The 22,651-nt window shown below is 58.2% G+C and carries 16 protein-coding genes; 14 read left to right on the top strand and 2 right to left on the bottom strand.

Going from position 1 to position 22,651, the window contains the following annotated elements:
* The first annotated feature begins 144 nt into the window (after positions 1-144).
* The 6 genes from QZR17_RS07310 to clpB all read left to right on the top strand — a co-directional run bounded on the left by QZR17_RS07310 (position 145) and on the right by clpB (position 10,128).
* Positions 145-2,094 (top strand): alpha-L-fucosidase, encoded by a 1,950-nt coding sequence (locus QZR17_RS07310; RefSeq protein WP_297129511.1) that lies wholly within the window; start codon positions 145-147, stop codon positions 2,092-2,094.
* 99 nt (positions 2,095-2,193) lie between these two features.
* Entirely contained in the window at positions 2,194-3,747 is a 1,554-nt protein-coding gene (locus QZR17_RS07305; protein ID WP_297129509.1) for an acyl-CoA carboxylase subunit beta, read from the top strand.
* Position 3,748: 1 nt separating this feature from the next.
* Positions 3,749-3,964, top strand: a complete 216-nt coding sequence (locus QZR17_RS07300) for a hypothetical protein (RefSeq protein WP_297129507.1) — start codon at positions 3,749-3,751, stop codon at positions 3,962-3,964.
* A gap of 25 nt (positions 3,965-3,989) precedes the next feature.
* Positions 3,990-4,460: an acetyl-CoA carboxylase biotin carboxyl carrier protein subunit gene (locus QZR17_RS07295; protein ID WP_297129505.1), complete on the top strand. Its 471-nt coding sequence runs from the start codon at positions 3,990-3,992 to the stop codon at positions 4,458-4,460.
* A 220-nt stretch (positions 4,461-4,680) separates the two neighbouring features.
* The gene (locus QZR17_RS07290) at positions 4,681-7,206 is read left to right on the top strand and encodes a polyribonucleotide nucleotidyltransferase (protein ID WP_297129503.1); all 2,526 of its coding nucleotides are present in this window, start codon (positions 4,681-4,683) and stop codon (positions 7,204-7,206) included.
* Positions 7,207-7,536: 330 nt separating this feature from the next.
* Entirely contained in the window at positions 7,537-10,128 is a 2,592-nt protein-coding gene (gene clpB, locus QZR17_RS07285) for an ATP-dependent chaperone ClpB (RefSeq protein ID WP_297129501.1), read from the top strand.
* A 366-nt stretch (positions 10,129-10,494) separates the two neighbouring features.
* Here the strand turns inward: clpB and QZR17_RS07280 are convergent, their stop codons facing one another.
* On the bottom strand, positions 10,495-12,249 hold the full coding sequence (locus tag QZR17_RS07280; protein ID WP_297129500.1) for a DUF262 domain-containing protein: 1,755 nt from the start codon (positions 12,247-12,249) through the stop codon (positions 10,495-10,497).
* Positions 12,250-12,472: 223 nt separating this feature from the next.
* Here QZR17_RS07280 and QZR17_RS07275 point away from each other — a divergent pair, with 223 nt between their 5' ends.
* Genes QZR17_RS07275 through hemW form a run of 8 tightly spaced genes read left to right on the top strand, consistent with a single transcriptional unit; the run spans position 12,473 to position 20,734 of the window.
* Positions 12,473-15,208, top strand: coding sequence for a DNA gyrase/topoisomerase IV subunit A (locus QZR17_RS07275; RefSeq protein WP_297129498.1), 2,736 nt, complete (start codon positions 12,473-12,475; stop codon positions 15,206-15,208).
* The gene (locus tag QZR17_RS07270; RefSeq protein WP_297129496.1) at positions 15,201-16,139 is read left to right on the top strand and encodes a hypothetical protein; all 939 of its coding nucleotides are present in this window, start codon (positions 15,201-15,203) and stop codon (positions 16,137-16,139) included. The genes QZR17_RS07275 and QZR17_RS07270 overlap by 8 nt, the downstream gene beginning before the upstream one ends.
* 4 nt (positions 16,140-16,143) lie before the next feature.
* On the top strand, positions 16,144-17,214 hold the full coding sequence (locus QZR17_RS07265) for a S41 family peptidase (protein ID WP_297129494.1): 1,071 nt from the start codon (positions 16,144-16,146) through the stop codon (positions 17,212-17,214).
* Complete coding sequence (locus tag QZR17_RS07260; RefSeq protein WP_297129492.1) at positions 17,211-17,540, top strand: iron-sulfur cluster assembly protein; 330 nt, start codon at positions 17,211-17,213, stop codon at positions 17,538-17,540. The genes QZR17_RS07265 and QZR17_RS07260 overlap by 4 nt, the downstream gene beginning before the upstream one ends.
* A gap of 13 nt (positions 17,541-17,553) precedes the next feature.
* Complete coding sequence (locus QZR17_RS07255) at positions 17,554-18,318, top strand: UDP-2,3-diacylglucosamine diphosphatase (protein ID WP_297129490.1); 765 nt, start codon at positions 17,554-17,556, stop codon at positions 18,316-18,318.
* The gene (locus QZR17_RS07250; RefSeq protein ID WP_297129488.1) at positions 18,315-19,016 is read left to right on the top strand and encodes a hemerythrin domain-containing protein; all 702 of its coding nucleotides are present in this window, start codon (positions 18,315-18,317) and stop codon (positions 19,014-19,016) included. Before QZR17_RS07255 ends, QZR17_RS07250 begins: the two co-directional genes overlap by 4 nt.
* Complete coding sequence (locus QZR17_RS07245; RefSeq protein WP_297129486.1) at positions 19,013-19,603, top strand: LuxR C-terminal-related transcriptional regulator; 591 nt, start codon at positions 19,013-19,015, stop codon at positions 19,601-19,603. Before QZR17_RS07250 ends, QZR17_RS07245 begins: the two co-directional genes overlap by 4 nt.
* Positions 19,604-19,606: 3 nt before the next feature.
* Positions 19,607-20,734: a radical SAM family heme chaperone HemW gene (gene hemW, locus QZR17_RS07240; RefSeq protein WP_297129484.1), complete on the top strand. Its 1,128-nt coding sequence runs from the start codon at positions 19,607-19,609 to the stop codon at positions 20,732-20,734.
* Here hemW and QZR17_RS07235 read toward each other — a convergent pair.
* Entirely contained in the window at positions 20,731-22,197 is a 1,467-nt protein-coding gene (locus tag QZR17_RS07235) for an AAA family ATPase (RefSeq protein WP_297129482.1), read from the bottom strand. The two genes, hemW and QZR17_RS07235, sit on opposite strands and share 4 nt — an antisense overlap.
* Between the last annotated feature and the right edge of the window lie 454 nt (positions 22,198-22,651).

Raw genomic sequence — 22,651 nt, 5'->3', positions numbered from 1 at the left:
AATCCCCCTTTCAACACCCTCACCCACCCAGCACATCAAAATGCGAATTAGCCGTCCATCTGATCCGCGATTGGAGACCCGGATAGCTGCAGATCTGGGCAAAAAGACTAACTTTGTCTCTATCCTTATATAAGCTCACCTGAGATGATGACAGCCACAAAGCGAATCTTACTCTTGCTCCTCCTGATGACCACCCTGCCTCCCCTATCTGGTGCGACCGACTGGTCGGGGGATAAGTTCTCGCTCTTTATCCACTATGGTCTTTACTCTACCTATGGTGGGGTTTACGATGGTGTGCCGGTAACGGATGGCTACTCGGAGCAGATCTTCTCCTTCGGGGTGCACTATATGGATGTCTACGAGGCTTCGGCAAGGGACTTCACGGCGTCGGACTTCGATGCTGACTCGATCGCCGCACTGGCGAAGAAGGCTGGTATGCGGAGTGTCGTGCTGACGGCGAAGCACCACGAGGGGTTCTGCCTCTGGGATACGGCTACGACCGACTTCTCCGCTGCACGTGCGCCCCGCTGCGGACGAGACCTGGTGGGTGAGATGGCGGAGGCGTGTCATAGGGCGGGACTGCGCTTCGGGCTCTATTTCTCCCTCATCGACTGGCACTTCCCGGGTGCGGTGCCTTACTCATCGCACAATGCCGACCCGGTCACACCGGGACATCACGAGTACAATAAGCGCCAGGTGCGTGAGCTGCTGACCAAGTATGGGTCGGTGGACGAGCTCTGGTTTGATATGGGCTCGCTGACGCCCGGTCAGAGCCATGAGCTCTACCGGCTGGTGAAGAGCCTGCAGCCGGACTGTATGGTGAGCGGACGGCTGGGAAATGACTGTGCTGACTTTGCCGTCTTTCCGGACAATGAGACACCTGACTACACTCTGGATATCCCGTGGCAGACGGCAGCAAGCTTTTTCCCCGAGACATGGGGCTATCGCTCCTGGCAACGGAGGGGCAGTGTGGAGACCAAGGTGCGCGAGAAGCTCTCGGATCTCCTCCGGGTCGTCTGTGGAGGGGGAAAGTACCTCCTTAATATAGGTCCCGATGGAGAGGGTGGGGTGGTCCCCTTTGAGCGCCAGGTGCTGGAGGGTATGGGAAGGTGGCTGAGCACCTATGGCGCAGCTATCTACGGGACGGAGGGGCTGCCCTGCCATAATCGGCTGATGACTCGTCGGGCGGATGGTCGGGAGCTCTACCTCTTTGTCCCCGATGACAGGACGCTGGTGGAGCTGCCGGCGCTTACTGCTTCGCCCCTATCCGCTGTGGCTCTTGATGACAAGGGAGGTGTGGAGCTTACTTCTGTAGACGGGCATCCCGTCGTGCGCTGCGTCCCTCTTGCCGGTGTGCCTTGTCGGGCGATACGTCTCTCCTTTGCCGATCCGGTCTCGCTTCAGTCACGGTCGGAGACTATCTATGCCTACTCTCTGGCGGACTATTACTCCGGGCTGCGGAGCGTGGTTGGATACAGGGTTGTAGGTAAAGGGTTGAGGGAGATCTCCTTCCCTCGGGAGTACGAAGGCCGGGAGGTGGAGGTGAATGGGGATCTGCTGACGCTCAAGGGTCAACCGTACGAGACCAAGTCTCCGACGGTGCGCCTCGTGGGACCTCTCTCTTGCCGTCTCGTGGGCGGACAGCTGGGACGGATGCCGTCGGATAATAGTGTGGTCCCTCAGCCTGTCGAGGGGGCGATCCTGCGGGACACGCTGCTCGGCTCTCCCGATCAGCATAGGGGGCTTCTCCTTGAGCAGGAGCTGGCTTGCGATCAGTCAGGCGACCTGAGGGTGGACCTCTCCTACAGCGGGGGCTTCCTCCTTTACCTTGATGACCAATATATAGATGGGGGCTTCGTCCGAGAGGGTGAGGAGAGGATCCCACTTCTCCTATCCCTGACACCGGGTCGGCACAGGCTGCGGCTCAAGCTCTACAATGGCTTTGGTCCTCGTCCCTACGCCCTCCTTACGCCCATCGACCGATACGAGATGCAGAGGATGACTCTTCCCGTCACCGATGAGGTGACGATCACCCGTCCCCACCGCTTCCCTGTCGCTTCGCCGGCTCACCTCTCCGCCCTCCGCCTCCGATAGAGGGCCATCATGTAGCTCGTTTTTGTGGAAATGGGTGAATACCTGTACCTTTGTGATGAGTGGGGGAGGCAGGTATTTGGATTCGTACACCATATATATATGAGTAGACAGACAGATAAGATCAGGGAGCTCATCGAGCGAAGGGAGCAGATGCTCCTCGGAGGTGGAGAGGATGCGGTAGAGAAGCAGCACAGCCGCCACAAGCTTACAGCCCGAGAGCGGATCGAGAGACTCTTGGATCCCGGCACGTTTGAGGAGCTGGGGACTTACGTTCGCCACCACAATGCCAACTTTGGGGCTGACAAGAAAGTCTACGATGGGGACTCGGTCGTCACCGGGAGCGGTCTTGTGGATGGTCGTCTGGTCTACGTCTATGCGCAGGACTTCACCGCCTTTGCCGGCACTTGCGGCTATATGCATGCTCGCAAGATCTGTGAGGTGCAGCAGCTGGCGATGAAGGTGGGGGCACCGATCATCGGCATCAACGACTCCGGAGGAGCCCGCATCCAGGAGGGCGTCAACTCGCTTGCCGGCTATGGTGAGCTCTTTGAGAATAACATCCTCGCCTCGGGCGTGGTACCACAGATCTCCGGGATCTTCGGTCCCTGTGCCGGTGGGGCGGTCTACTCTCCGGCACTGACCGACTTCAATATCATGGTCTCCGGCACCAGTTACATGTTCCTCACCGGCCCTAAGGTGGTGAAGACGGTTACCAATGAGGAGGTGACTGCCGAGGAGCTCGGAGGGGCGTCCGTCCATACCCGCAAGAGCGGTGTGGCACACTTCGCCGTCGAGAGCGACGAGGAGGGGCTGGAGCTGATGCGCCACCTACTGAGCTTTCTGCCGTCCAATAATATGGAGGAGGCGCCTCGCATCGCATCTTCCGATCCTATAGACCGCGATCTGTCGGTGCTGAATGAGCTGATCCCCGATAACCCCAATACGGCGTACGACATGTACGAGGTGATCGGTCAGGTCGTCGATGGAGGTGAGTTCCTCGAGGTGCAGCGTGACTTCGCCCGCAGCATCATCATCGGCTTTGCCCGCATCGATGGGCGGAGTGTCGGTATTGTCGCCAATCAGCCCGCAGCCGCCGCAGGTGTACTGGATGTCAATTCGTCCCGCAAGGGCGCCCGCTTCGTCCGCTTCTGTGATGCTTTCAATATCCCGATCGTCAGCCTCGTCGATGTGCCCGGATTTCTCCCCGGCACCGGTCAGGAGTACAATGCCGTGATCACCAATGGCGCCAAACTCCTCTATGCCTATGGAGAAGCGACAGTCCCCAAGATCACCGTCATCACCCGCAAGGCGTATGGAGGAGCCTATATCGTGATGGGGTCAAAGCACCTCCGTGCCGACATCAATCTCGCCTGGCCCTCCGCCGAGATCGCCGTCATGGGACCCGATGGAGCAGTGGAGATACTCTACGGTAAGGCTCTCCGTGATGCTGAGGATCCGGCTGCACTCAAGGAGGAGCATATCCGGGAGTACAGGGAGAAATTTGCCAACCCCTACTACGCTGCTTCATACGGATTTATCGACGATGTGATCGTCCCCGATGAGACCCGTAAGCGCATTGCCCGAGCACTCCGAGACCTCCGCAATAAGCGCCAGGAGCTGCCGGCAAAGAAGCACGACAACATTCCCCTCTGATATGGACAATCAGCACTTTGACCCCTCCATCGAGGCTCTGCTCTCTCTCGGTCGTGCGATCGATGAGGCGCGGGGCGAGGTGGTGACGGCGATCGCTCTCGCACTGAATGACTACGGACGAAGCGTGGAGACCTCTGCGCTCTCCGATGAGGAGCGTGGCGAGCGGCGGTCGGGTTGGTCCGACAAGTCGCTCACGATGCGTCGCCGCCCTTGGTAAGGACATACTACCACACAAGAGACCTATGAAGCAATACCGATACACCATCAATGGTCACCCCTACGAGGTGACGATCCACTCTGCCGACGAGGAGATGGCGGAGGTGGAGGTGAATGGACACCGCTACAGCGTCCGCCTGAGTGATGATACCGCCTCAGAGCCTGCTCGGCGGACCCCTAAGCCCCAGCCCGAGCCGGCTGTGAGTAAAGCGCCTGTCCCCGAGGCTCCCAAGGAGACGCCCACTGCTCCCCTCCCGCAGAATCAGCCTAAGCGTGACGCCGGCGGTCGTGAGGTGATCGCTCCCCTCCCCGGCCTGATCCGTGAGGTGCTGGTGTCTGAGGGAGACCAAGTGAAAAAGGGTCAGAAGATCATGGTCCTCGAGGCGATGAAGATGGAGAATGAGATCAATGCCGATAGCGATGGCACGATCACCTCTCTCTTGGTCGCCAAGGGAGACTCCGTCCAGGGGGGCGATCCGCTCGCCACGATAGGGTAAGGGGCACCCTCTTCAGCGCATGATAGACCCCCTCTTGTCTCCCGGCAATCACATCTGGGGGAGGTCCCGTTTCTCGAAAAAGAGAAATAGCCCAAAGTCACTTCCGTAAAATGAGGGCTTTTTCGCTGAGAATCTTTACCTTTGTGCGATATCGTGGAGGGACAGCTGAGATTTTAGATAACCGAGCTTGCAATGCGTAGGCTCGAAAAGATGTAAAAGTATGAATGTAATCACAAAGACCATCACTCTGCCCGATGGTCGTGAGATCACGATCGAGACAGGCAAGCTTGCCAAGCAGGCTGATGGCTCCGTGGTTGTGCGCATGGGCAAGACCATGCTCCTGGCGACGGTGGTCGCTGCCGAGGAGGCACGTCCGGGCGTAGACTTTATGCCCCTCCAGGTAGAGTATAAGGAGAAGTTCTCCGCCGATGGCCGCTTCCCCGGGGGCTTTACCCGCCGTGAGGGCCGTATGTCGGACCATGAGATCCTGATTGCACGACTGATCGACCGCGCTCTGCGTCCCCTCTTCCCCGAGGACTACCACTGCGAGGTCTACGTGCAGATCATCCTCTTCAGTGGAGATCCAAATGAGCTTCCCGACCAGCTGGCCGGACTAGCAGCCTCTGCCGCCATGGCGGTCAGCACCGTCCCCTTCGACGAGGTGCTCTCTGAGGTGAGAGTGATCCGTCTCGATGGTGAGTGGGTGATCAATCCGACACTCGACCAGCTCAATCGTGCCGATATCGACCTGATGGTCGGTGCGACGGAGAAGAATATCATGATGGTCGAGGGTGAGATGAAGGAGGTCCCCGAGAGCGATATGATCGAGGCGATCAAGCAGGCTCACGAGGCGATCAAGGTACAGTGCCGTGTGCAGAACGAGCTGGCCCGAGAGGTGGGCTCCGACGTTAAGCGCACCTACGAGGGCGATGCACAGGATCCCGAGCTCGATAAGAAGATCTACGACAGCTGCTACGACAAGCTCTTCGAGATCGCTATGTCAGCCGACAACGACAAGCACTCACGCTCTCGCCGCATCACTGAGGTGGGTAAGGAGTTTAAGGCTCAGTACAGCGAGGAGGAGCTGGCGGAGATAGAGCCGCTCATCAATCGCTACTACGATAAGTACGTCAAGCTGGCGGTACGTACCGCTGTGCTCGACCATCACCAGCGTCTCGATGGTCGCGGTCTCGAGGATGTACGTCCGATATGGGCCGAGGTGGACTGCCTCCCCGCCCCTCACGGATCAGCCATCTTCACCCGCGGAGAGACCCAGGCACTCGCTACGGTCACCCTCGGTACCAAGGACGATGAGAAGCTGGTCGATGACGCCCTCTTCCAGGGCAAGGAGCGCTTCCTCCTCCACTACAATTTCCCGCCCTTCAGCACCGGAGAGGCATCTCGCCCCAAGGGCGTCAGCCGCCGAGAGATCGGCCACGGTAACCTCGCCATGCGTGCCCTCCACGGCATGATCCCCGAGGACTATCCCTACACCATCCGTGTGATGAGCGACATCCTGGAGAGCAACGGATCCTCCTCCATGGCTACGGTCTGCGCTGGTACGCTGGCGCTGGAGGATGCCGGTGTGCCGATGATCCGTCCCGTCTCCGGCGTTGCCATGGGTATGATGAGCGAGGGAGACAAGAAGGCGGTCCTCACCGACATCCTCGGTGATGAGGACCACATGGGAGATATGGACTTCAAGGTAACCGGTACCCGTGAGGGCATCACCGCCACCCAGATGGATATCAAGATCGACGGACTGAGCTACGAGGTGCTGGCACAGGCTCTCGAGCAGGCACGTCGTGCCCGCTTCCACATCCTCGACATCATCGAGAGCACCATCCCCGGACCTCGTCCTGAGCTGAAGCCTCAGACGCCCCGCATGGAGCAAATGGAGGTGCCAAAGGAGTTCATCGGCCCGATCATCGGCCCCGGCGGTAAGATCATCCAGGGTATGCAGGAGGAGTCCGGTGCTCAGATCAATATCGAGGAGGACACCGAGCGCGGTGTCGGTGTGATCCAGATCGCTGCGTCCAATAAGGAGGCGATCACTCGCGCCCTCGAGATGATCAATCGCATCGTTGTCATCCCCGAGGTGGGTGAGACCTACGAGGGTACCATCAAGAGCGTGATGCCCTATGGTGTCTTCGTCGAGTTTATGCCCGGCAAGGAGGGTCTGCTCCATATCTCTGAGTGGGACTGGAAGTACTTCGGCAACATCGAGGAGACCGGTGCCGCAGAGGGACAGAAGCTGCAGGTGAAGCTGCTGGAGGTCGATCCCAAGACCGGCAAGTTCCGTCTCTCTCGCCGTGCTCTGATCGAGAAGCCTGAGGGCTACGAGGAGCAGTCCGAGCGTCCTCGCGAGCGTCGTCGTGACCGTGAGGAGCGTGATGGTGAGGGTCGCCGTGGCGATCGTCGTCGCAACCCTCGCCGCGAGGAGCGTAACTCAGATGACAGTGACAGCGAGGAGCAGCGTCCCTCTGACGAGGAGCGTCCGCGCCACCAGGAGCGCCGCCGCAATCCTCGCCGTGAGGAGCGCGAAGAGCGTGATGAGGAGCCCCGCCGCGAGGAGCGCAATGAGGAGCCGCGCCGTGAGGAGCGTGATGAGGAGCCCCGCCGCGAGGAGCGCAATGAGGAGCCGCGCCGTGAGGAGCGTGATGAGGAGCCGAAGCATGAGCCAAAGTCCTCTGAGGACAAGCCCGGGAGCCCGGCTGACTTCTTCAAGCAGTTTGGTCAGTTCTGATCAGTAACTCCTACTTAATATGCAGCGAGCCGAGTGCGATCCTTTCGTCCTCGGCTCGCTTTTTTGCGCCCTCATAAAGCACTTTATACCCCCTCCGACTAATACCGATAATAGAGAAATCTAATATCGGTATTAGTGAAGTCTATTATCGGTATTAGATTTCTCTTTTATCCCTAAAGGATTTCTGCCCTACTTGTCTCACCAAGTGACAGCATGGACTGCCACGACTGACTTTTGTTTCCACGAAAAGACATAATGGACTGACAGATAGGGTGGGGCTTCGTTTTTGTACTTATGGTCTCAGAATAAAACTAAAAGAATAAAGTGAATATGAATTGGGATAAGTACACAATCAAGTCGCAGGAGATGATCCGGCAGGCCATGGAGGAGGCGCGCAAGCGTGGCCACCAGGCGATCGAGCCGGAGCACCTCCTTGCAGCCCTCACCGCAGCGGGGGATCAGGTGGCAGAGTACCTGATCCCCAAGTGTGGGGGCAACCTCGACACGCTTAGGTCGAGGATCGAGGAGGACCTCAGTGCCCTCCCTAAGGTGCAGGGCGGGGAGCCTTACCTCAGTAGGGACCTCGCCTCAGTGCTCGATGCAGCGGAGCGTATCGCTGCCGAGATGAACGATCAGTATGTCGCAGTGGAGCACCTCTTCCTGGCGCTCCTCAAGACCGACACCACCGCCGGTCGCCGACTTAAGGATCAGGGCATCACCTATCAGACGATGTTCGAGGCGGTGCAGTCGCTTCGTAAGGGTGCCAAGGCGGACTCACCCTCCTCCGAGGAGACCTACAACGCCCTCAATAAGTATGCGACCAATCTCGTGGCGGCGGCTCGTGAGGGCAAGCTCGACCCGGTGATCGGTCGGGACGATGAGATACGGCGCGTGCTGGAGATACTCAGTCGCCGGACAAAGAATAACCCGATCCTGATCGGTGAGCCCGGCGTTGGCAAGACCGCCATCGCCGAGGGCCTTGCCCGCCGTATCGTGCGGGGTGATGTGCCGGAGAACCTTCGCGACAAGCAGCTTTACTCCCTCGACATGGGGGCGCTGATTGCCGGAGCGAAGTATAAGGGCGAGTTTGAGGAGCGACTCAAGAGCGTCATCAACGAGGTGAAGGGCTCTGATGGTCAGGTGATCCTCTTCATCGACGAGATCCACACCCTCGTCGGTGCAGGCAAGAGCGAGGGCGCCATGGATGCTGCCAATCTCCTCAAGCCGGCTCTCTCCCGGGGCGAGCTCCGGGTCATCGGTGCCACGACCCTCGGTGAGTATCAGAAGTACTTCGAGACCGACCGGGCACTCGAGCGGCGCTTCCAGATCGTGATGGTGGATGAGCCGAGCGAGGAGGATGCGATCAGTATCCTCCGTGGACTGAAGGAGCGGTACGAGACGCACCATCATGTGCGCATCCTCGATGAGGCGATCGTCGCCGCCGTCCGTCTCTCTCGGCGCTACATCAGCGACCGCTTCCTCCCCGATAAGGCGATCGACCTGATGGATGAGGCGGCAGCCCGTCTCCGCATGCAGATCGACTCTATGCCGGAGGAGCTGGACGAGGTGGAGCGGAGGATCAAGCAGCTCCAGATCGAGCGGGTGGCCATCAAGCGTGACGGCTATGAGGATAAGGTCCGTGCGATCGACGAGGAGCTGGCCAATCTCTCTGAGCGACAGACTGCGCTCAAGAGCCAGTGGCAGCGAGAGAAGGATCAGATCGACCTGATCCAGAAGGCGAAGACCGAACAGGAGCAGCTCAAGCTCCTTGCCGAGCGCGCCGAGCGTGAGGGCGACTACGCCAAGGTGGCGGAGATCCGGTACGGCAAGCTCCAGCAGTTGCAGGAGAGCATCGATGAGGCCGAGAAGAAGCTCCACGAGGCTCAGAGTGGCAAGGCAATGATCAAGGAGGTGGTCGATGAGGAGGATATCGCAGAGGTAGTATCCCGCTGGACCCACATCCCGGTCACCAAGATGATGGAGAGCGAGCGGGAGAAGCTCCTTCACCTCGAGGAGGAGCTCCACAAGCGGGTCATCGGTCAGGACGAGGCGATCACCGCGATCGCCAATGCGGTCCGCCGCAGTCGTGCCGGCCTGCAGGACAGCAAGCGCCCGATCGGCTCTTTCCTCTTCCTCGGCACCACCGGTGTCGGTAAGACTGAGGTGGCGAAGGCGCTGGCGGAGATCCTCTTTGATGATGAGGACATGATGACGCGTATCGACATGAGCGAGTATCAGGAGAAGTTCTCCGCCTCCCGCCTCGTCGGTGCCCCTCCGGGATACGTCGGCTACGAGGAGGGTGGACAGCTCACTGAGGCGGTCCGGCGGAAGCCCTACTCGGTGATCCTCTTCGATGAGATCGAGAAGGCGCACCCCGATGTCTTCAATGTCCTACTCCAGGTGCTGGACGACGGTCGCCTGACGGACAATAAGGGGCGCACGGCGGACTTCAAGAATACGATCATCATCATGACCTCCAATATGGGTAGTGACCTGATCCGTAAGAGCCTTGAGAGCATGACGAAGGCGAATGCCGATGAGGTCGTCGGCAAGGTACGGGCTGAGGTGATGGATATGCTCAAGGAGCGGATCCGCCCTGAGTTCCTCAATCGTATTGATGAGATCACGGTCTTCCGTCCCCTCACAGAGGAGCAGATCGCGGAGGTGGTACGCCTGCAGCTCGACCGGGTGGTCAAGACCCTTGCCTCCAATGGCATCACGCTGACCTACACCGATGCTGCCGTGCAGCAGATAGCCCACGAGGGGTACGATCCGCAGTTCGGTGCGCGCCCCGTCAAGCGGGTGATCCAAAGCAGGGTGCTCAATACCCTCTCCACGGACATCATCAGCGGCACCCTCCGGCGCGACAGCGTGATCGAGCTGGATGCCGAGCATGGCGACTTCGCCTTCCATAATAAGTAATATCGTTTCCTAATAAGAAAGGATCCGAGTCAGCCCCCTTGCGGGACCGGCTCGGATCCTTTTTCTTTTTGTTAGTATCTATTTGCGAAGGTCACGCACAAGCGATCGTACCAGCAGGTAGATACAGACAAGCAGGATGACCCCGTAAGAGAGAGAAATTACTATACTCAGAGTCGATCCCCAGGAGATAACTTTAAGCACATACAGTCCGAGACCGATCAGGATCCAGTCCAGCAGGTGTCCCAGAGCCTCTTTCCCTCTCTTCACGATTGCGTCACCCCTGCGGGCTACACGATCTCTAAGGAATCATTACTACTTAATGGGTGCCTTATACGACTGCTCTCACAATCGGAGAGCTGGTCTTATTTAGGAGTTCACTATCTGATTTAACGTCTCAGTTAGCAGATCCTTTCTCTTATTTATGAATTCTCTGAAGTTACTAAATTCAAGCCCCACACCGGCAGGAATTAAGTGATAGGGGAGATCTATATTCTTGTTGGTTACCCAATCCTGGAGAGACTCATCGTTCTTTGACACGTTTACAGATCTTGATAATAACTGAAGATTAAGAATCGAGTTCCAGTTCTTTTTGTCAGTGTAGAATTCGAAGTCTTCAACACTCACAAAGTCCTTCTCCGTGAGTTTTCCAAACGCACTTGCGGGGTGCAGATGGTCTTTGTGATATGCTATGGTATCAAACTGCAGATGTGAGTACAGCAGTGAGAGGATGGCATAGCAATCTGGGGCATCCTTTTGGGTGTAGAGGATGTCCTCAATGGCTTCACTATTCAGCGACAAGCTCTTGGCATCATTAGAGGCAAACTTTTTCTTGATTTCCTCAAATGGGAATCTATTGCCATCACCCATTGTCTCTCTCAGCACTGATCTTATCCCTATTAGGACAGAGTCAGACTGACCTCCAAATATCCCCTTGAGTAATGATATGCTCAGCCATTTCCTGATGTCTTTCTTCGCCTCTGGGTATCTCACATCTTTGAGGATTTCGTCTTGAATATTGTTGTGGTATATAAAAAACACTATCGGAATTACAGCATTCTTGGCTCTCAAGCTGGCATCGTTAAATCCCCATTTTCGTAGGAGCTCGAATGTCACTAAAATGGACTTCCTGATTTTATCCCAATTCTCTTCAAAAACCCTTACACTGCTTTCGCTAAAGTTAGCCACTTGAAACTTTATGTCGTCATTAAAAAGGACCAAGCAGCATTTCAGGATCAGGTCGGCACTGACGATAAAATCGTTTGCATATATGGCATCGATTAGATCTTTAAACTCCTGTCGTGCATTTCTTTTCCAGTTGGCAGTCATTATTGACATAAGAAGATTTGAGTAGCTAAGTGGTTCACCACCGCTATTTGTCCTGATAAATATGTCAAGGACCGTGTCAAGGTCTTGATTTTCTTCTTGGTAATAGTTGATAAGGGGGTCTTTGAAGACGACCTCCCTCAGCTTTCTCAGTGCGCCTTTCGCAAATATTTTGTCTTTCCATATCCGCCCTGCCATATAGTCTTCGAGATCATCTTGATCCTTGTAGTCGTATATGTCACCAACAAGGAAAAGATCTTGGCTTACTATGAGCCTTTCATAGTCCTTTTTGGATAGAAACTTAAAATCGTATACCATTTTACGCTCGTCGCTTTGAGGCAGAGGTCCGTTGAGATTTAGGTATAGCTGCCTTGTCGGTAAGCTTTCTTCGTCGTTTCTTAGCCACTTTCTGGGCATCTTATAAGCATAGGAGCCTTTTAGACCAATATACAACGAAGTGAGTCGTTGCTGACCATCGATGACGGCGGTGAAGTCATTGTACCCCCTTGTGTTGATATAGGGGTTCTCATCGTTAAAGAAGTACCTATACTCCTTCAGGAATTCGTAGAACCTAAAGCTGTTTTTGACATCACCGCTTGTTACGCTCCAGAACATAAAGGAGTTTATCGGATAGTCTCTCATGATACTATCAAATAAGACCTCGATTTGGTCGCTGCTCCAGACAAACTTTCTTTGTAAGGCAGGCAACAAGAATGTCCTTCTTTCGATGTTAATTATTGCATCGTTGATTGTGATGGGGGTTTTGAAACCACTTTTTAGTGTTTGATGTCCGTTCATAAATCCTACGTGTTTTTGGTTTGGTTGGTGTTTCCAAATGTAGCGATTATTTGTAGGTTGACAAAGTCGTTTTGGGTGTCCGTTTTTGGTTTCAGCGTCGATTTAGAGAGGTCCTCTAAGCATGCAGGGCAGACCAAAAGTAAAAATGGGCTGTCAGAGATGTCGCATTTAATGCTTAAATTTGTAAGCTTTAGGAGACAAATAGGAGAGAGTAATCAAGTCTATGGATAGAGAGGATAAGGGAGAGGAGAGAGCAGATCACCTGACCGACACGGACGAGGGGCTGACGCCGACCGAGGAGGGGTCGCCGCTGGCCGACGAGGTGCGGTATGGGCGGACCCACGACAGCCACGGCAATTACGTGCTGTCGGGGATGTATCGCTCTTGGTTCATCTCCTATGCCTCTTACGTGATCCTGGAGCGGGCGGTGCCCTATATCTCCGACGGGCTTAAGCCGGTCCAGCGACGGATCCTCTACACGATGTCGCAGATGGAGGATCGGCTGATCAAGGTAGCTAATATCGTCGGCCAGACGATGCAGCTACACCCGCACGGTGATGCGAGTATCGGGGACGCACTCGTGCAGCTGGGTCAGAGACGTCTACTGATCGAGTGTCAGGGCAATTGGGGCAACCTCCTCACCGGTGACGGCGCAGCGGCACCGCGCTACATTGAGGCACGCCTCACGCCCCTCGCCAAGAGGGTCCTCTTCTCCCCCAAGATCACCGACTACGTCCCCTCCTACGACGGAGCCAACGAGGAGCCGGTCAATCTGCCGGTGAAGTTTCCCCTCCTCCTCGCTCAGGGCGCCGAGGGCATCGCCGTCGGACTCTCCTGCAAGATCCTGCCGCACAATGTGGGCGAGCTGCTGCAGGCCTGCGTCAGCTACCTCCGCGGGGAGCCCTACGAGCTCTACCCGGACTTCCCCACCGGCGGACTCGTCGATGTCGCCAAGTACAGCGACGGAGAGCGAGGTGGTCAGGTGAAGGTGAGGGCACGGATCGAGAAGGTCGACTCCCACACCCTCGCGATCACCGAGCTGCCTTACTCGACCACGACAGGCTCCCTCATCGATTCGATCCTGAAGGCGAATGAGACGGGGAAGATCAAGATCAAGAAGATCAACGACAAGACCGCTGCTGAGGCCAATATCGAGATCCAGCTGCCGGGCGGTGTCTCGCCCGACAAGACGATCGATGCGCTCTACGCCTTCACCGGTTGCGAGATCTCTCTCTCGCCCAATTGCTGCGTGGTGCGAGACGACCACCCGGAGTTCCTCACCGTGAGTGAGGTGCTCGCTGACGGCTGTGAGCGGACGATGGGCTACATCCGTGCCGAGCTGGGGATCCGGCTGAGTGAGCTGCAGGAGCAGCACCTCTTGGAGTCCCTCGAGCAGCTCTTCATTACCCGGCGGATCTACAAGGATAAGGACTTCGAGGAGGCCAAGAGTGTCCCCGAGGTGGTGGCACACATACGAGGGCGGCTGGAGGATGTGCTGGAGAGCTTCTTCCGCCTCGTGACGGATGAGGATCTGAAGCACCTCCTGGAGCTCAAGATGGCGAGGATCCTGAAGTTTAATAAGGAAAAAAGCGACGCCTCCATCGCCCACCTCATGGACGAGATGGCAGACACTGAGCGACGCCTCGGCGATGTCCGCAGTGAGGCGATCAGCTGGTACGAGACCCTGTACGAGGACTTCGGGAGGCAGTACCCGCGACGGACGACGATCCGGAGCTTCGACGACATCGAGGCGGCAAAGGTGGCGGTGAAGAGTGAGAAGCTCTACGTGGACCGCAAGGAGGGCTTCATCGGCACGGGGCTCAAGAAAGCGGAGTACGTCGGCGACGTATCCGACATCGATGATGTGATCGTCTTCCTCCGTAGCGGGGTCTACTTCATCACCAAGGTGAGCGAGAAGAGCTTCGTCGGCAAGGACATCATCCACGTGGCGCGCTGGGTGCGCGGCGACGAGCGGACGATCTACAACGTCGTCTACCGCGACGGCAAGGAGGGTACCGCCTTCATCAAGCGCTTCGCCGTCACCTCCGTGATCCGCGACCGGGAGTACGACCTGACGCGCGGCAAGGCGGAGTCCAAGGTGCTCTACTTTACTGCCAATCCCAATGGTGAGGCGGAGGTGATCAAGACCGTGCTGCGACCGAGTGCCAAGAAGCGGCGGCGCAAGAGCGGGCTGATCTTTGAGACCGACTTTGCTGACCTGCTGATCAAGGGACGCCAAGCGCGAGGGAATATCCTGACGAAGGAGCCGGTCTTCCGCATCTCGCTCAAGGAGGAGGGCAAGAGCACCCTCGGAGGCAGGGACGTATGGTTTGATCGCGACGTCTTCCGCCTCAATTACGATGAGCGGGGCGATTACTTAGGCGAGTTTATGGGAGACGACAAGCTCCTCGTGGTGCTCAACGACGGCACAGTGTACCTCTCCGACTTCTCCGACAGCAACCACTTCGAGCGAAATATCCTCGTGATCGAGCAGTATGATCCGGAGAAGGTCTGGACCCTCGTCTACCACAATAGCAAGGAGGGCTACACCTACCTGAAGCGCTTCCTCCTCGAGGAGGATAAGCTGCGGAAGAAAGACTCCATCCTCACCAATCCCGACGACACCCTTCTCCTCCTCTCCGATGAGCCTTACGCCCGCGTGGAGGTAGTCTACGAGGAGGGACCGGCGGAGGAGATCGAGGCGGAGGACTTCATTGCCGTCAAGGGCGTGCGAGCCAAGGGCAAGCGCATCAGCACCAGTCCTGTTACGGAGGTGCACGAGCTGGAGCCCCTGAAGCGACCTGAGGATGAGGAGGGAGACGATGATCCGGACGAGGAGGATGCCCCCGACGGCGAGGGAGAGCCCGACGTGGACGACAGAGCCGAGGAGGAAGCACAGGTGATCGAGGAGGTAACCCGTCAGCAGAGACTGGCATTTAAGGACGAAGAGGATGAGTAAGAGATACCGCAAGGCTGCACTACTGCTGGTCCTGACTCTGAGCCTCTCTCTCCCCGGTGTGGCACAGACCGGAGGATGGAGGCAGAGAGTGAGTGACCGACTTGAGAAGCTCGGCCGACAGACACGAGAGTACATCCACGGTGAGCCGTGGACCTACGATGGGCAGCTCTACACCACGCACCGCGAGATATTGCTCATCGGTGGGCGGGTAGGCGTCATCGATCAGTATGTGAGCCCCTCCGCCCACACGGGAGATGACCTCCGGGTCTCGCTCGGGGTGGATCGCCCCTACTTTGCCGACCGCTGGCACCTCAGGCAAGACCTGGACTTAGGGCTTGGGATGCCGAAAAATAAGGCGAATGGCACCCCGATGTATCTCCCCGGTCTCTACACACAGACAGCCTTTGCCTACACCCTGCTGGAGCGTACCGGGCTGAGGCTGGAGGTAGCCCCCGCTTGGTCGCTTACGGTGCAGGGCAATCTCAAGCTCTCCAATAGTAATAACGTGGCGAATGTCAAGGCGACGACCGGCCTCGATGCCTGGTCACGCCTCAGCTACCGGATCCCGTGGGAGACGCTCCCGATGCGCCTCTCCTACACCCTTTCGCTCCCTCTCCTCCACGTCGCCTACCACCCCGACTACGGACAGAGCTACTACGAGTATGTCTCGGGGGATAATAGGGCTCCGATCCGTCTCTACCTCACCGCACCGCACAATAGTCGCTCGATCCGTCAGCGACTGCTCATCGAGCTGCCGATCCACAGCACCACCTGGGTCGTCGGGCTTCAGCACATCGGCAACACGGAGCAGATCAATCATACCAAGTACCAGCTTGGCAGCGTCGGCCTTGTCCTGGGGCTCACCCTTGAGACCTCTGCTCTCTCCGGTGGGCGCGCCCTCCGCTCCGCTCACGTCAGTTCATCATACTAAGGCTATGGGACTCAGACTCACACACTCTCTACCCGCAGTGGTGGCCCTCCTCCTCGGACTCTCTGCCTGCATCCCCTCGCAGCCGGAGAATACCGACTACAGAGCCAATTTTGAGGCCCTCTGGACGATCATCGACGAGCGCTACTGCTTCCTCGACGAGAAGGGCATCGACTGGGACTCGATCCACACCGTCTACAGTAAGGAGATCGACCTCATGGAGGAGAAGAAGGTGGCCAATGACCTCGCTTTCTTTCACCTCATGGCGGAGATGCTCAATGAGCTGCACGATGGACACGTCAATCTGATGACCGGCTTTGACGTCAGTGCCAATAGCGACTGGGCGGGCGACCCTACGGAGGGTCTTAACATATATATGAGGCAGAGACAGATCTCCGGCTACCTCATGCAGTCGGGGGGCATGCTCTACAATAACTTTGGCATCAAGGGGCAGCCCGACCACCGCATCGGCTACATCCGCTACAATAGCTTCTCCTCGTCCCTCGGCAGTATGGACTTCATCCTGAAGTACCTCGACAATACCGATGGGATCATCCTCGACGTGAGGGGAAATGGGGGCGGTCTCGTCAGCAACGCTTCCGACCTCGCCGGCTACTTCTTCGACGAGCGGACCTTGGTCGGCTATGCGACCCACAAGACCGGACCGGGACGAGACAGCTACTCGACCCCCAAGGAGATCTACGTCACTCCCGCCAAGGGTCGGCGCTGGACCAAGAAGCCCCTCGTGATCCTTCAGGACCGGGGCTGCTACAGCGCGACGAATGACTTCCTCGTCAAGGTCGCCCTCGCCCCCAACGTCTACCGCATCGGTCTCCCCTCCGGTGGAGGCGGCGGTATGCCCGCCACCTCGGAGCTGCCCAATGGCTGGCGCGTGCGCTACTCCGCCGTCAAGAGCCTCGACATACACAAGAGGTCGATCGAGGGTGGCATCGCACCCGACAAGGAGGTGGCCAATGAGACCTTTGATAAGAACCCTAAGGCGCCCGACCTGATCCTCAGCGAGGGGATCCTCTACCTACTGACGCGCGCCAAGGATAGTAAAGAAAGTACAGAATGAGCAATCAAGATAAGAATCCACTAGAGCTGGAGGAGCGGATCATCGCCGCCCTCCGCACAGTCTACGACCCCGAGATCCCGGTCAATGTGTACGACCTGGGACTGATCTACGATGTCGATGTGGATCACGATACCGGCGTCGTCAATATCACCATGACGCTCACGTCGCCCAATTGCCCCGTCAGCGACTTCCTCTGCGAGGATCTCGAGATGAAGGTCAAGGCTGTAAAGGGGATCACAGAGGTCCATATCGAGATCACCTTTGAGCCCCAGTGGGACCAGTCTATGCTGAGCGATGAAGCGAAGCTGGAGCTGGGGATGATGTAGTCCTTCCTCTACTATGACCGCCCGCACCAAGACCTTCTTCGCCTCCGACCTCCACCTCGGGTCGCCCTACCACGACGATCCTCGAGAGGCGGAGCGACTCTTTGTCCGGTGGCTCCACAGTATAGAGCCTGAAGCGAAGCGACTCATACTGGTGGGCGACATATTCGACTACTGGTACGAGTACCGGCAGGTGGTGCCGCGGGGATTTACCCGCACGATAGGGCTGCTGGGCGAGATGGTGGACGAGGGCGTGGAGATTCACTTCTTCACCGGCAATCACGACATCTGGATCTCCGACTACCTCCCCACGGAGATCGGCTGCACACTGCACCGAGAGGCGACATCGATGGAGCTGGAGGGGCACCGCTTTTTCATCGCTCACGGCGACGAGTATGCACCGAGCAAGGCTTACGCCGTCACGCGGGCGATCTTCCACTCGAGGGTGTGCCAGTTCTTCTATGGCCTCCTGCCCGCATGGCTGACGATCCCACTTGCCCAAGGGTGGGCGCGGAGGAGTCGCGAGCGAGGTCTCAGGAAGAGCCGGCAGCTCCCACAGCCTGAGATCGGGGAGGAGTATCTCGTGCACTATGCTGAGGCGGATGCGCGCGAGAGGGAAGAGGAGGCACCGGAGTACTACCTCTTCGGTCACCGCCACCGCATGGCGGATCATCCCGTGGGCGATCACAGCCGCGTGATCCTCCTCGGGGACTGGATCAAGTACCATAGCTATGCCGTCTGGGACGGCGAGACACTCACACTTAAGCGCTACCAAGTATGACCAATCGGCGACACTACACAGACCACTCGAGGATGGCTGACCTGCTGAGCGAGCACTACAATATCTTCTCCCTCATCTCTCGTCTCGGGATCCCCCTCGGGATGGGCGACCACACGATACGCGAGGTGTGCGAGGCCAATCACGTGGATACCGATACCTTTATGTACCTCGTCCACTTCGACCTCTACCCCGACCTGCGGGAGACACTCACGCCTGATCCTGAGACGATCGACGTGGCGCAGATCATCTCCTTCCTCCGCACCAGCCACCGCTATTTCTTAGAGGTTAGGCTGCCCGACATCGGCGAGGCGCTCGAGGTGGCACTCGAGGGTGCTCCGCACGACATACGGGTGGTGGTGCAGCGCTACTTTGCCGACTACTGCAAGGAGGTGCGCAATCATATGCACTACGAGGATGAGGTGGTCTTCCCCTACGCTGAGGGACTGCTCCGGGGAGGGGAGGGAAAGCGAGACTACAGCATCATCAACTTTGAGAAGCACCACGATCAGGTGGAGCTGAAGATGCACGAGCTGAAGAGCCTCTTCCTCAAGTACTACACCTGGGAGGCCAATCTCAAGCTCTACAACGTCCTCCACGACCTCTACGCCTGTGGTGAGGAGCTGCTCAATCACAATGATATAGAAAATCTGATCTTCATCCCCTGCATCAAGGCTCTCGAGAAGAGCTCCTCACGATGAAAGCCAACCTACTCATAGCGCTCTCTGACAGCCGCACACAGGAGACTCTCGCGACCCTTATCGGGCGGGAGAAGGGGCCCGATGTGACGGTACATACCCTGAGGGACCCCTTTACCCTCGTCCGGACCATACGGAGCCTCCGCCCGGACATCGTCATCGTCTCCTGCAATGTCTGCAGCCCACCACTCATCGAGACGCTCCGGACCATTGCTGACCTGCCCGAGACGCGCTTCATCCTATACTGCGACACGATCACCGATGAGCTGCTGGCAGAGCGGTGCGAGGGACATCTATCCGCCGAGGAGAGCGATAAGGAAGTGATCGACCTGATCTCCGCTCTCCTCACGGCCGAGGAGGGTGAGAGAGAGGTGGTGGGGGAGCTCACCCCGCGCGAGCGAGACATCGTCATCGGCGTCGTCAAGGGGATGACGAATAAGGAGATCGCCGACAAGCTCTTCATCTCCATCAATACCGTCACCACGCATCGGCGCAATATCGTCAAGAAGCTCGACATCCACTCCGCCTCCGGCCTCACCGTCTATGCGATTATGAATAAGCTGGTGAGCCTCGAGGAGATCAAGATCTGACCGATGGCCGGGGTCTACGTCCATATCCCCTTCTGCAAGACGAAGTGTCCCTACTGCGACTTCTACTCCGTCACCAACCTCCACCCCGTCGAGGACTACCTGAGGGCGCTCGCCACTGAGATCGATCTGCGTTCCTACGAGCTGGCGGGAGAGCCGGTGGAGACCATCTACTTCGGCGGTGGCACCCCTTCGCTCCTCCGGGGGCACGCCATCAGCGACATCATCCGCCGGCTCCGTCGCTCCTTTGACGTCGCTGCCGAGGCGGAGGTCACCCTTGAGTGCAATCCCGGGGACCTCTCCACGCTGGACCTGGACGAAGTGATCGCAACGGGGGTCAATCGCTTCAGCATCGGTGCACAGTCCTTTGACCCGAGCCTGCTCCGCTTCCTCGGCAGGCGTCACACCGGCGAGGAGACGCGGGCACTCGTCCGGGAGCTCCACCGCCGAGGGGTGAGGAATATCTCCCTCGACCTGATCTACGGCATCCCCGGCTCCACCGAGGAGACTCTGAGGACTGACCTCGATGCACTGGTCGCCTTAGAGCCGACCCACATCTCCGCCTACCACCTGATCTACGAGGAGGGGACCCCGCTCCACTACCGGCTGCGGCGAGGGCGCGTGAGCGCCATCGATGAGGAGGAGAGCCTCCGGCAGTCGCACTACGTCGCCGAGCGACTGCGGTCGGCAGGGTATGAACACTATGAGATCTCCGCCTTTGCCCTCCCCGGCTACCGCTCGAGGCACAATAGCTCCTACTGGCACGGGGTCCCCTACATCGGCCTCGGGCCCGGCGCGCACAGCTACATCCACCCCTGGAGATCCTACGACCCGAGCGACGTCACGCTCTACTGTCGTCAGCTCCTCCGCTCCACCCCCTTCCTCAGTCGCACCTACGAGCGCATCACCCCCGAGATGGCTCTCGAGGAGTACGTCCTCACCCACCTGCGCACCTGCGAGGGACTCTCGCTGAGTGAGATGGAGCGTCTCTTCGCCTCAGGAGTTAGGGAAAAGGTACTACAGAGGGCACAGCCCTATATCGTGTCGGGTGACCTGCTGCTCGAGGGCGACCGGCTCCACCTTTCCCTCCACGGCATCGACATCTCCGATGCCATCATCCTTGACTTGATCTAAAGGTCTCTCAGCTGGATCGCCTCCTCCTCGGTCTGCCCAAAGATGAAGGCGGGCGGGTCGATCAGGTAGAGCCGCTCAGTGGCACGCGTCACCGCGGTGTAAAACCACCGGAGGAACGATAGGTCGATCATCTCCGGCGTCAGGTACCCGAAGCTCACAAAGACCTCGCGCCACTGACCGCCCTGAGCCTTATTGCAGGTCATGGCGTAGGCATACTTGATCTGTAGCGCATTGAGGTAGGGATTTTTCCGCATCTCCGTGTAGAGCTGCCGGCGCGACTGCACCCCGGGGTAGTCGAGGGCGACGTTGTCAAAGAGCAGCTGTCGCTGCTCGCCCGTGAGGGCTGCGGTGCCGCTGTAGAGGCTCTCTAAGAGGATCTTCGCCGAGACGAAGCCTCCCTCGCCATCCACCAGCTCCGCATCCCTGAAGGTAAAGCCATACAGCTCTGCCGTGCGGCGCGCATCCCGCACCTCCAGGATCTCGCCATTGGCGATGAAGCCCCCGGTCTGCTTTCCCTCACCATCCACCGGCTGGTAGAAGTAATTATTCCGCACCACCATCAGCCGCTCGCCCGGCACCACCTCCTCCTCGTAGCCGAGGGTCTGGTGGCGGATGCCTTGGTTGTAGGACTCTGCTTCGCGATTGGACCGCGTGATCAGCACCGTCTCCTCCTGCCCCGCCCTTCGGTAGGACTCCTCCATCAGCTCCGGCAGGTCGTATCCCGAGATGATCCGCACCTCCCCGCCCCGGCGCGGGGTCGCCAGTAGCGGTTCGGTCCACGGCTGCCCCTGCTGCAGGTCAGCGATCCGCTGCCTCAGGTCGTAGCTCGTCAGGACGATCTCGCCGGCGCTCTCCTGCCGCACGATGTCGGTCAGCGTCTCCTCGTAGAGGTAGGAGCAGTAGCCCCGCAGGTAGTCCGGCGAGAGTGCGGGACTCTGCGGCGTGCCGACAGGGGGCAGCTGCGCATCGTCACCGATGAGCACGATCCTGCTGTACGGCACCGAGTGGCAGAAGTCCATCAGGTCATCCAGCAGCCGACCGCTGCCAAAGGAGTCGTTTCCCTCGCTCTGATTGCTGATCATCGATGCCTCATCGACCACAAAGACGGTCCCCTGCTGCCCGGCGTTGTAGCCGAGGTCGTAGGTGAAGGCGCCCCCCGCCCCGATCCGCTGACGGTAGATCGTCCGGTGGATCGTGTAGGCCGGCATGCCGCAGTAGGCCCCCAGCACCTTAGCTGCCCGCCCCGTCGGTGCCAAGAGCCTCACCGGTACGCCCATCGAGACCAGCATCCGGGTCCAGGCACCGACGAGGCTGCTCTTACCCGTCCCCGCATAGCCACGGAGGAGGAAGAGGGAGTCCTCCTCCCCGTGGCGTAGGAAGTCGTCCAGCTTATCGATCACCCGCGCCTGTGACGGCGTCGGGGTGAAGGGGAAGAAGTCAAGTATTGCTGATCGCTCTCTCATACCGCAAATATACCGCTTAGGGAGCGTCCCGCCACACGCTCCATTCTAATACCGGTATTAGTGATCTCTAATATCGGTATTAGTGATCTCTAATATCGGTATTAGTGATCTCTAATATCGGTAAAAGAATTGGCCGAGGTAACGACAGTATTTTCGGGGGCAGGGATGACGCATTTGAGCGTTAGGGTAATTATAAACCAGGGGGGGCTCATCCGGGAGTCACCCCTTGCGGGTGCCCTTTCCGTAGGCATCGGTCATCCGCTATGCGGAGGAGATCTGCAATGCGAGATTTCTCTCCTAACGCACACGTCTGGCGATCCCGCAGGGGCGAAGCCCCGGAGGGATCACCGGTCTTTAGCTGTAAGTTTGTCACATGATCGTTGAGGGGCTTTTGAGCCCCGCTCAAAAGCCCCTCAACGCCACTCAAACAAAGGAGATAAATCTTTTGGGAGCT

The organism is uncultured Porphyromonas sp., assembly GCF_900541275.1.
Taxonomy (GTDB): Bacteria; Bacteroidota; Bacteroidia; order Bacteroidales; family Porphyromonadaceae; genus Porphyromonas_A.
Note: the sequence above shows the minus strand (reverse complement) of the source record. Positions and strands in the feature narration are given on the sequence as shown.